The organism is Bacillus sp. SIMBA_005 (genome assembly GCF_046535585.1).
GTDB classification, from domain to species: Bacteria; Bacillota; Bacilli; order Bacillales; family Bacillaceae; genus Bacillus; species Bacillus pumilus.
Map to the genome: position 1 here is coordinate 1 of NZ_JAWRWI010000878.1, position 249 is coordinate 249.

At 39.4% G+C, this 249-nt stretch carries 1 protein-coding gene; it reads left to right on the plus strand.

Translation table 11 applies throughout. The annotated features are described in order from the left end of the window. The coding region (locus SB660_RS22585; protein WP_410584729.1) for a uroporphyrinogen decarboxylase family protein at positions 1-249 on the plus strand (249 nt) is incomplete at both ends.

Here is a 249-nt window from a genome sequence, read left to right on the forward strand (position 1 = left end):
GTCGTTCTCAGCCAGAATATCGTGCAATTAAAGAAAAATATTCATTAGAGGAAATTACACATCAACCTGAGCTTTGTGCGTATGTAACACGTTTGCCGGTAGAAAACTACAATGTGGACGCTGCAATTTTATATAAAGATATCGTAACGCCACTACCAGGTATCGGTATAGATGTGAAAATTAAAGCGGGTGTAGGCCCAGTTATTTCTAATCCAATTCGCTCAGCAACAGACGTGGAAAAATTAGGTG